The organism is Bacillus sp. Bvel1, from assembly GCF_014872755.1.
Classification (GTDB): domain Bacteria; phylum Bacillota; class Bacilli; order Bacillales; family Bacillaceae; genus Bacillus; species Bacillus velezensis.
The window spans coordinates 670,075-681,465 of the sequence record NZ_JAAOBZ010000006.1 but is presented as its reverse complement, the minus strand read 5'-3'; the positions used below and the strand labels follow the sequence as shown (position 1 = coordinate 681,465).

7 protein-coding genes and 1 riboswitch are annotated in these 11,391 nt (G+C 46.7%); all 7 genes read right to left on the bottom strand.

Going from position 1 to position 11,391, the window contains the following annotated elements:
• Positions 1–28: 28 nt before the first annotated feature.
• Positions 29–133, bottom strand: a riboswitch (TPP riboswitch).
• 4 nt (positions 134–137) lie between these two features.
• A complete protein-coding gene (locus HAP68_RS07415; protein ID WP_024085281.1) occupies positions 138–935 on the bottom strand; it encodes an ABC transporter ATP-binding protein in 798 nt (265 codons plus the stop codon).
• A 128-nt stretch (positions 936–1,063) separates the two neighbouring features.
• The gene (gene sigG / locus HAP68_RS07410) at positions 1,064–1,846 is read right to left on the bottom strand and encodes an RNA polymerase sporulation sigma factor SigG (protein ID WP_003154420.1); all 783 of its coding nucleotides are present in this window, start codon (positions 1,844–1,846) and stop codon (positions 1,064–1,066) included.
• Between the two features lie 140 nt (positions 1,847–1,986).
• Entirely contained in the window at positions 1,987–2,706 is a 720-nt protein-coding gene (sigE, locus tag HAP68_RS07405; protein ID WP_007409714.1) for an RNA polymerase sporulation sigma factor SigE, read from the bottom strand.
• A 57-nt stretch (positions 2,707–2,763) separates the two neighbouring features.
• Positions 2,764–3,693: a sigma-E processing peptidase SpoIIGA gene (spoIIGA, locus tag HAP68_RS07400; RefSeq protein WP_024085280.1), complete on the bottom strand. Its 930-nt coding sequence runs from the start codon at positions 3,691–3,693 to the stop codon at positions 2,764–2,766.
• 216 nt (positions 3,694–3,909) lie between these two features.
• On the bottom strand, positions 3,910–8,205 hold the full coding sequence (locus HAP68_RS07395; protein WP_024085279.1) for a S8 family peptidase: 4,296 nt from the start codon (positions 8,203–8,205) through the stop codon (positions 3,910–3,912).
• Positions 8,206–8,479: 274 nt separating this feature from the next.
• Positions 8,480–9,628: a cell division protein FtsZ gene (gene ftsZ / locus HAP68_RS07390; protein WP_003154424.1), complete on the bottom strand. Its 1,149-nt coding sequence runs from the start codon at positions 9,626–9,628 to the stop codon at positions 8,480–8,482.
• 35 nt (positions 9,629–9,663) lie between these two features.
• A complete protein-coding gene (gene ftsA / locus HAP68_RS07385) occupies positions 9,664–10,977 on the bottom strand; it encodes a cell division protein FtsA (protein WP_003154425.1) in 1,314 nt (437 codons plus the stop codon).
• Positions 10,978–11,391 lie beyond the last annotated feature (414 nt).

Genomic DNA, 11,391 nt, shown 5'->3' with positions numbered 1-11,391 from the left:
ATGAAACGGGTAAAAAACGGATCTTCCTCCGCTTTTTTCACCGCTTCCCTCCGCCGGCATGATCCGGATCAGGTCCGTTAAGGGTTGAGACAACGTCTCTCTCAGCCGCATGGCAGCACCCCCAGGGTGAATTGATGTTATTTTACGGATGATGCCTCTTTTGCACGTGTTAAAAACGGGCGGCCATTGTTCCATAAGACATTGACAGGCGTATCGAAAAACGCTGTAAGCCGCTCGTCAGAAAGCATATCCCTGATTTCCCCGGAGGCGAACACCTCGCCTTGTTTTAAAAGCAGCGCCTGATCAAATACCGGCAGAATTTCTTCAGCGTGATGGGTGACATAAAGGATGGACGGCGCATTTTCTTTTTCGGCGATCGACGTAATCGTGTCCAGCAGCTGCTCCCTTGCCATAAAATCAAGACCCGTCACGGGCTCGTCCAAAATCAGCAGTTTGGGATCAGCCATAAGCGCCCGCGCAATCAGCGCTCTTTGTCTTTCCCCTTGTGATAATGTTTCGTACCGCCTGTCGGCGTAACTGATGGCGCCCAAATCCTTCAGAAGACCGATCGCTTTTTCCCTTACCTGCTCACTCGGAGTTTCGTACAGCCCGATTGAGGCGTACGCGCCGCTGAGGGCGATTTCAAAAGCGGAGTCCGCGGCATATAATTTGTGCTGAAGACCTGCCGAAACAAGGCCGATTTTCCTTCTGAGCCTGTCACCGAGCTCTGTTTTGCCGAACTGATGGCCGAGCACCTGCATCTCTCCTGAAGTGGGGAAGTAATAAGAGCATAACATATTCAGCAAAGCCGTTTTTCCGGCTCCGTTTAATCCGTACAGCACCCAATTTTCGTTTTTCTCGACGCGCCAGTTAATATCTTTCAAAATCCATTTCCCGTTTCTTTTTAATGACACACTGTCCAGCTGTAAAATCATTGCCGTTTCCCCCGTTTACTTTATTTAAATTTTCTAAAAACTTTTACACATTAGAATACATCACTTTTTTGCAAACGTAAACCATCGCATGAAAAAAGCCTTTAAACAAGGTTTAAAGGCTTTTTCCGTTATTGATGGATATTTTTATTCATTTGTTTAATGGCTGCCTTTTCAAGCCTTGAGACCTGAGCTTGGGATATCCCGATTTCTTCAGCGACTTCCATTTGGGTTTTCCCTTGGAAAAAGCGCTTTCGCAAAATCATTTTTTCCCGTTCGTTCAGTCTTCTCATGCCTTCTTTCAGAGCGAGCTCCTCAATCCATTGTGTATCCTTATTGCGCTCATCGCTGATCTGGTCCATCACGTAGATCGGATCGCCGCCGTCATTATAAATCGGCTCAAACAGTGAAACCGGATCCTGGATGGCGTCAAGGGCAAACACAATTTCTTCATGGGGCACTTCAAGAACTTTGGCGATTTCCTCTGCTGTCGGCTCCCTGCTTGTCTCACTGATTAACCGCTCTCTTACTTGAAGCGCTTTATATGCGATATCGCGAAGCGACCTCGAGACGCGGATCGGATTGTTATCCCGCAAATATCTGCGGATTTCTCCGATGATCATCGGTACAGCGTATGTTGAAAACTTAACATTATGGCTTAGGTCAAAATTATCAATGGATTTCATTAGTCCGATGCAGCCGACCTGAAATAAGTCATCAACATACTCTCCTCTGTTGTTAAACCTCTGAATGACGCTTAAGACAAGGCGCAGGTTGCCGTTTACAAGCTTTTCCCTCGCTGAATCATCGCCCTCATCCTGCAATTGCCTAAACAGCTTTCTCATCTCTTCATTCTTGAGCACCGGTAATTTGGAGGTATCCACCCCGCAAATTTCGACTTTATTTCTTGACACGTTTTTCCCTCCCACTAGGAGCTGCTGTACAACGTTAAGTATCTCCTCGGGTGGGAAAAATATGCACCGCCATTTTACAGAAATAAACATCCGGCGGCGGCAATCCTTGCAGCAGTAAGGGCTGTCAGATGGAAAAAATTTTACACCATTTTGTTAAACTCTTTTCTCAGTCTTTTGATAATCCGCTTTTCGAGCCGGGAGATATAAGATTGTGAAATCCCCATCATGTCGGCTACATCTTTTTGGGTTTTTTCTTCTTCTCCGACAAGCCCGAAACGCAGTTCCATAATCTGCTTTTCTCTTTCGTTTAATTGCTCAAGCGCTTTTTTCAAAAGTTTTTTATCCACATTGGCTTCAATGTCTTTCGTAATAATATCATCATCTGTGCCGAGCACATCCGAAAGCAGCAGTTCGTTTCCGTCCCAATCAATGTTCAGCGGTTCATCAAAGGACACCTCTGAACGGATTTTATTGTTTCGGCGCAAGTACATTAAAATTTCGTTTTCAATACATCGCGATGCGTAGGTGGCGAGTTTGATTTTCTTTTCCGGATTAAACGTGTTTACCGCTTTGATCAAACCGATGGTGCCGATGCTGATTAAGTCCTCGATATTGATGCCGGTGTTTTCGAATTTGCGGGCAATGTAAACGACAAGACGTAAGTTTCTCTCAATCAGGATGGCCCGCGCCGCCTGATCACCGCTCGGCAGCTTTAATAAGAGCACCTGCTCCTCTTCTTTAGACAAAGGCGGCGGCAGCGCCTCGCTTCCTCCTATGTAATACACTTCATCGCTTTTCAGTCCGAGTTTCATCAGCCATTTATACCACAAATATGTCAGACGCAGCTTAAGTTTTTTCATCTTCCTCCCCCTTCTAAATACCACGCGTTTTGAGTATGATGAATAACAGACTTTTCGTCAGGAAACATGTTTTACAGCCTTCCCTGTCAGCATCTTCGGATGAACGATTCCGTCAAATTCACCGTCAGCGGATAATGGCTTCGTGCTGATGCCGATCAGGCATTTTTCACATGCGATCATCTCGTCTTTTGTTAAAATCGTGACGTAATCCGGCTTTAAACAGAGTAAAAATTGATTGTCCTGGCCGACGCCCCTGTATGGAATCAGCCTCAGCTTATCCGCATGGCGGAACGAATCATCAAGCTGCTCTATCACTTCAAGCGGACTGGCGGATTTGATGAAGTCCGTTTCCTTTTCGCTGAGGATCGGAGCGAATTTGTTAATGTGAAGGATCATGACCGGCGTTTTCGTCAGCGGATCATACAGCTGATTCCCGGAATCCACCAATCCTTTCGCGCGGATTGTCTGTCCGCTGAATTCCGCCTGCACCATGACAAGTTCATCGTACTGAATGGACTTCGTCTCGATGTCTTCAATTCTCTTTTTCGAAAAAAACCATATGGCCGGAAATCCGATAACTACAAACATCCAGCTGATCGGGTCGCCGAATCCGGTCTGGCTTGTAACCATTACGCCTTGCTGCACAATTGATTCTGTCTGCAGCAGGGAATGTACGCCGATCATTCCCCCGCCGACGAGAAAAGTCGCGAAATAAAAGGCGAACAAATTTTGAAAAAAGTATCGGAACCGTTTAAAGCCAAAAGCCGTAAGCACGATGACTACCGAAAACGCCATTTTTCCCGCCGGATGCTCCACAAAGGGAGAAATAGGCGTAAACATCAGAAGCACAATGGCTGACCCGATGAAACCGCCGGCGGCCACTCTTCTTTTTTTCACCTGGCGTTTTAAAATAAAGGCGGTCAATAAAAGCAAAAGAGAATCAAAACAAAAGTTCAACAGCCAAATGACATCCAGATAGATTTTCACATCTGACCCCTTTCCTCTTTTGTCTTACATATCTGTTTCTCTCTCTTGTTTCATAAGTATAAAGCAAGCTCTGTGGGAAAGTCTGTCAATTAATGTTGAGGGTAAAGTACAATTTTTAAGGGATAACCGTTTTATTTGTCGAGGGCCGAAAAGGTTGATTTTCTATTGTCCCCTTCAACTAAAAAAGCGCTGCCGTGATTTGGCAGCGCTCTGTTTTTACTCATTGATATAAAGTTTTCCTTTAGCCGTCTGTCTCGTTTCATTTCCGTAGTCATCTCTTGCGATAACGTCAATTTTTGCTCCGCTTGCTTTGATGGAAGAAGCCGCCGTCCAGTAACCCTCATATCGTCCCGGAGAAATTTCTCTCAGCGGAAGCTCTGTTGCGTTTTGGCTCCCTGCCCGGGCGTTTGTCAGAGGCAGACGGATCACGAAGGAAGCGTCTAATTTCTTTCCGCTTGAAAAAGCGATTTTCACTGATTCTCCGGCTTTTAATTCCTTATCCGCTCCGGGAACCAATCCGGAAATGACGGGAGCATTGTAATTGACATCGATTACCGTCTTTTTCGTTGTTTTGTTACCAGCTTCATCTGAGGCCGTGACCTTGATCTCATTGCTGCCGTTTTCCAGAAGGGTTCTCGCTTGATAAGAACCGTTATTTACTTCAGCTTTTTTTCCGTTCACCTTTACCCATTTTAAATGGGCGTCGTGCACTTTTCCTTTTACAGTCACTGCTTCTTTATTTGTTTTATCACCGTTTGCCGGACTGTCAATCGTCACATCAGGCTTATCCTCATCCAGTATGACCGTGACAGGGCGTGACTCGTCGGTTGACCCGCTGTCTGTCACAGATGCCGCTGTCAGCCGATTGCCATCTTTAGTGAGTGTGACACCGGCCTGGAAACTGCCGTCTGCATCTGCTTTCGTTTCTGCGGCGGTTTTACCGTTATTGGTAAGACGGACAGCGGTTTTTGGTGAAGCCGTTCCTTTCACCGTGATTGACTTCTTGTTTGTAAATGACCGGTTTTCAGGCGACGTTATCTCAGGCACAGAAGCTTCGTAGTCGACCAAAGCCCTGATCATAAAGTTTCCGTCTGATTTATCGGCTTTTGACCAGCGGCCGTCGAGGTATTGCCAGTTTCTGTTCGAGTACGGACTGCCGTCATCAGATGACAGGGCAGGTGTATAAGGATCGGGTTTCGTCTGACGGAACACAAGATAAAAATCCTTTCCGACCGCGATTCCTTTTGAGCTGAGATCCACTTTGGTCCACTCGCCGTTTCGAAGCGCTTCAGCTTGGAACGGGCCGGCAATTTTGCTGCCCGGAGCTCCATCAGGGCCGGATGCATCATATACTTCTGCTTGAAATTCGGTACCGCCCGGATCAGGCCAGTCGGCGCCCCAAAATTTAAAAAGGCCTCCCGTCAGCATACCGTGTTCTTTTCCGTCTTTGAGGGTCATCTTAACGGCAGATTTGCTGCCGGCTTTAAAATATGACAGCGCGGCTTCTTCCGTCCCGTTATCATAGGCGATTTCCCCTTCATAACCGACATACGGCTTAAGCTTGACGTTTTTTTCAGCATCTCCTTTGATGTCGACAGAAAATTCGCTATTGTAAAAGCCTTTTGCCGCTACTTTGATTGTGTAGGAGCCTTCGTACGCCTTAAGCGAATATTCCCCTTTATCGTTTGTCACCGCCGGCTCAATTGCGGCATCCTCGGCCACATAAAGCGCAGCCCCTTTTACCGGTTCGCCTGTGGACTGATTGGTGATGGTTCCTTTTAGCGTGCCGGACGGCATTTGCTCCAGTGTAAAGTCTGCCTGCGCGGTTTTGTCTGCTTGAACAGAAACTTGTTTCGAAGCGGACTTAAATCCGTATGCCTCGGCTTTCAGCGTATAGCTTCCCGCTTTATGTGACAGGCTGTAGCTTCCGCTTGCAGGGTCGGAATATACGGATTTCCCCGTCTCGGCGACACTGATTTGCGCTCTGAGCGGCAGGAGGTTTGTTTCACGTTTCACTCTTTTTCCGGGTGATTTCACTGCCGGTTTGGCCTGTTTCGGACTGATGGCTTTTTTCTTCAGGTGGCCGGGAGGTGTTTGTCTATTGTGTTTACTTTTTTTAGCCGCCTTGCCGAGAGGGCTGCTTGAAAGCCGGACATCATCGATATACCATCCGTCTTCATTGAGTACTTCGTCAGACTGCATATTAAACATGAGCTTTATGTTTTGGCCTTTATACGCAGATAAATCCGCCTCTTCATCATTCCATCCTGCGGAATCACCATTGTAAACGGCCGCCTGCTCCCAATTTGATTTCCCTTCCGGCAGAACGAACACATACCCGTAATCAAAAAATTCTTCGAGCTTGTGCCAGCTTTTAAATTGTAAAAACAGCCGCCCTGTTTCCGGAACTTGAATCGGAGGCATCACGAGATTCATGTTGGCCGAATCGGCATAAGGGCCGGACAGATTCGTCGCATACACTTTATCTCCGGAAAATGCGGCGCCGGGCCCTGAACCCGGGATACCCCATTCCCATTGATCATGTGTCCCGTAACTGGACCAGCCCGCCGGCTGTGATTCAAAATCCTCTTTGTATCCCGCCGTAATGCTCGGTTTCACGTCAGCCCGGTACGTATCAGATTCTACAGAATGACCTCCGAAATCTTTTATGGTCCATTTATAACTTATCTTGCTTCCCGTTATGTCCGGAATCTCCGCCTGGTATGTTCCCTTTTTTTCATCACCGCTTTTTTGAACGGCGGCTGTCGTTTTCCACTCTCCTTCATCAAACTGATAGGAGAGGATCACCTCAGTTATGCTTACATCATCTTCTGCTGTAACCGTTAACGGAAGGTTTGCCCCTTTGTAAGCCTCTGAGACCGGTTCATGATGAAAGCTGGGCGGATTGTGATCTTCACCCGCAGAAGATACCTTGCCTTCTACGCTTCCGATTCCGTCCGTTACGGCAGAAACGGCATCAAAAGCGTTAACGAGGCCGTGGCCGTAACCGTTATTCGGTGATTCCGGAAAAACGGAATCTGTCAGCTTTTCGGCGGTGCGCGTCAGAACGTCTTCCATTTCATCGACCGTAATAGAGGCGTTCGCCTGCCTTAACAAAGCCGCCGTCGCCGCCACATGCGGCCCGGCCATTGAAGTTCCGTCCCAGCCGCCTTCGTATGTTCCTCCAGGAATAGAAGAACGGATATTCACGCCCGGAGCCGAAATGTCCGGTTTTGTTTCATGATACGGTGAGGGGCCTTGAAGTGAGAAATCAGCGAGTTTCTTGTCGATGTCAGTCGCACCTGTCGCAAATGCTTCAGGATAATTGGCCGGATTTGCGATTGAACCCGGTCCTCCCGGTGTAAATAAGTCTTCATTTCCCGCAGAGAATTCCGGAAAAATCCCTGCCGCTCTCCACGCATTCACCATATCGCGGTACCACTCGTCCATTCCCGAACCGCCCGCCCAGGAATTATTGACAACATCCGGCGCCATCTCGGGATGCGGCGTGCCGTTTTTATCTTTAGGCGCAAGCACCCATTCACCGGCATCCAAAATATCGGCATCGGTTCCTCCGTCATCTGAAAATGCTTTTACTGCGATCCATTTCGCCCCCGGAGCCACACCGATTTGATTTGAGCCGTCAGGTTCTGAACCCGTCATGGTCCCTGTTACATGAGTGCCGTGTTCAAGATCGTCGTAGGGAGCGTCTTTATGGGACACGGCATCATACCAGTTCATTTCATGATTCGGCGCTGCGGGATTTTCAGGATCGTAACCCCGGTATTTTTCCTTAAGCGCGGGATGATCCCACTGAACTCCCGTATCAATTGAGGCGACAACCGTGCCGGTTCCGTCGTATCCTGAGGCCCAGGCCTGCGGCGCATCAATTTGGCTGATATTCCATTCGATGCCTTCCTTTGCTTTGACCTCTTTTTGTTTTTTCTTCATTTGAAAAGGAGCTTTTGCTTGCCGTTGAGTAAGCTGACGTTTTTCATTCGGAAGAACTTTTTCTACTTCAGGAAATGAGGCGGCTTTTTCCATTACCTCTTTCGAAGCAGTAACTGCCATTCCGTTGACAATATAATAGGAATGGATGTGATCAGCCTTTCCTTTCTTTTTTTGTTTTTCCAAATATGTTTTCAGATTCTGCTGCGCATCATGAGCTGCCAGTTTTAAAGAAGAAACAACGGCTGACCGCTTTTGATATTCGGTTTTTGCTGCGGAAAGCGAATGAGACTCGGCATTTTTTTCTGCTTCTTTGACCGCTTTTTTCGTATTGGCTTTCTCTTTAAATTTGATAAGAAACGTGACTTTATCATTTTTTTCAAAACGCTTCTTGACTGAATCGGAAATCTTATGCTGAATGCTCTTAGAGGAAGAAAGATCTTTGGTGAAAGAAACTGCCCCCGGTGTGCTGTTCGCTCCGGCTGCACCCGGAAACAACAGTGAACTGACGACAATCGCACTTAAAACGGAGCCTGTCCATCTGTTTCTCGTTTTTTTCTTCAATCGTATCCCCCCTTATTTGGTAACGCCCTATAAAATGTGTATCCCCCCTTCATAATTGGAATCGTTTGTCATTTCGATGCTGTACGTTAAATGTAGACAATCTTCCATCCAGATATTGTCACATTCTGTAGAAAGCCGTATGAAACTAAAAAACAATCAATTCGTCATAGGTATAAAGCTTCTTTTTTCACTGTATAGATCATGGGGGATAGGAAGGAAGACTGTGCACAAAAAAGAAAAAGGACAAAACCATGTGGTCTTGTCCTTTTTTACATCAGCCGCGTTTGTTGCGGTTTCTTAAAAATGTAGGAATGTCGAGGGCATCATCCGCCGGTTGTGATGTATGGCGGTTCACCGTGTTTTGATGCTGTGTTTCTTCTCGTTTCGGCTCACGTTTCGCAGCGTTTTGGCTTTGAGACTTCAATCCTTGGTTTAAAGTCGGACGCTGCGGTTTTGAGTCATCTTTTTCCTGTTCGATAAAACCGGTCGCAATAACGGTGACGACGATTTCATCTTTCAGATTTTCATTGATAACTGAACCGAAAATCATATTGACATCAGGGTCAGAGGCAGAAGCGACGATGTCGGCTGCTTCCTGCACTTCGTAGAGGCTCAGGTTTGTACCTCCCGTAATGTTCATCAAAACACCTTGCGCTCCGTCGATTGCCGCTTCCAGTAACGGACTGGAGATCGCCTTTTTGGCGGCTTCAGCAGCACGGCTTTCTCCTGTAGCGATCCCGATACCCATCAATGCTGAACCTTTGTTGGACATGATGGTTTTGACATCGGCAAAGTCCAAGTTGATTAAACCAGGCGTTGCGATGAGGTCAGAGATACCTTGCACCCCTTGGCGAAGCACGTTATCAGCTTCACGGAATGCTTCAAGCATCGGTGTGTTTTTATCGACAATTTCAAGAATGCGGTCATTCGGAATAACGATCAGTGTGTCAACGGCTTCTTTCATTGCCGTGATACCGCCTGCAGCCTGCAGCTGGCGTTTTCTTCCTTCAAATGTAAACGGTCTTGTTACGACACCGACAGTCAAAGCGCCTAAGTCCTTTGCGATTTGAGCGATCACCGGTGCGGCTCCCGTTCCGGTACCGCCTCCCATTCCGGCTGTAACGAACACCATGTCAGCGCCTTTTAACGCTTCTTCGATTTGTTCCTTACTTTCTTCAGCGGCTTTTTTGCCGACTTCCGGATTCGCTCCCGCTCCGAGACCGCGGGTCAGCTTTTCCCCGATCTGCATTTTCACTTCCGCTTTTGACAGGTTAAGAGCTTGCGCGTCCGTGTTTACCGCAATATACTCTACACCCTGCACTTCATTTTCAATCATTCGGTTGACCGCGTTATTACCGCCGCCTCCTACTCCGATTACTTTAATTGATGCTAAGCCGTCTATGTTTGTTTCGAAATCCAACATGCTAAATCCTCCTAATCTGCCGAATGACTATCAATCTATTCCCAAAACATGCTTAATAGTTTTTTCATTTTGCTCGGTTTGTTGTGTTCGGCTTGTGTTTTTTGTTTTGCTTTTGGACGCTGCTGCGCCTCTGGCCGCTGATGATGTTCTTCTTCGTGAGAGACCGCGATTTCCTGCACGGCTTCTTCCGGCATATGAAAGCCTATTTTTCTTCCCTGAATTCTGGCATTTCGGCAGGCAAATTGTATCAAGCCGACACCCGTCATATACTGAGGGTCTCTTACACCGATGTAATTCGGGCTTGCGACCCTTACATTGTGCCTCAGCACTTCCTGTGCCAATGAAAGCACTCCGGGCATTGCGGCCTGTCCGCCGGTCAGCACAAAGCCGCCGGGCAGATCTGTAATTCCCATATGCTCAATTTCGGCTGCGGCAATCTCAAGAATCTCTTCCACTCTTGCTTCAATAATATTGGCAATTTCCTGCTGTGTAAAAGATTGCTTTTGATTCGTTCCTATGACGGTGACTTCAAATACTTCATCTTCTGAAGCCTCATCGTAGAATGCATGTCCGAATTGTTTTTTTACTCTTTCAGCCTCTTCGGTGGAAGTGCGCAATCCGATCGATACATCTTTCGTGATGTTTTCGCCTCCGAGCGGAATGACGGCTGTCTCCTTCAGGTGCCCCTGTTCAAATACCGCCACCGTCGTCGAGCCGCCGCCGATATCAATCATGGCGACTCCGAGGTTTTTTTCGTCTTTTGACAAAGCCGCCGAACCGGCCGCAAGCGGCTGCAGGCAGATATCAGTAATTTCAACGCCCGCTCTCTCCACACAGCGAAGTAAATTATGTAAGATCGTTTTGGAGCCGGTAATCAGCGTGCCTTCTACTTCCAGGCGCACTCCGAGCATTTTTTTCGGATCGGTAATTTCGTCTCTTCCGTCAACGATAAACTGTTTCGGAACGACGTCAACGATCAGCTGCTCATGCGGAACCGACACGACCTGTGCCGCTTCCATTACCCTGCGGACGTCTTCAACGTGAATTTCTTTGTTTTCACTGGAAACAGCGACAACGCCGTTCGTATCTTGAATATGAATATAATTTCCATTAACGCCGACAATGGCTTTTTTCAGCGGAAAACCTACCATTCTTTCAGCTTGGTCAAACGCTTTTCTTATAGAATGAACGGTTTCATCTATATCAACGATTGAGCCTTTTTTCAACCCTTCAGACGGTACATTTCCCACTCCGATAATGTTAAGGGAATCATCTGTCATTTCTCCGACGATCACTTTTGTATTGGACGTACCGATGTCAAGACTGACGTAAAGTTCATTGTTGTTCATTCTATGGCACCTCCTCACATTTCGATCAAATTCTATTCTATTATTTGCGGAACAACAATACAATGAATGTGGCTTTACAAGTGTGTAACAAAAACAACAGCATCAACAAATTCTTATCTGATTTCTCACAATTTATGTTTAATGAAACTATTCGTTATATTCTATGTATATCCTCTTTTATATCGCATTTTTTTTATTTTTTTTAGAGACGGCCCACCTTACCGTAAGATTTCTTGTCACGGTGCCATAATGTGCAAACCAGATGCAAATATACCCGCTTTCCATTAGTCTACACTAAGATGAACCTCCAGAAAAGCTATAGATATTGCCAGAAACATCCAAAAAAAGAAGAAACAGGAGGAAAATTCCAAATGCAATGTTCATTGAAGAAGACACGCCCATTGCATTGAGAAT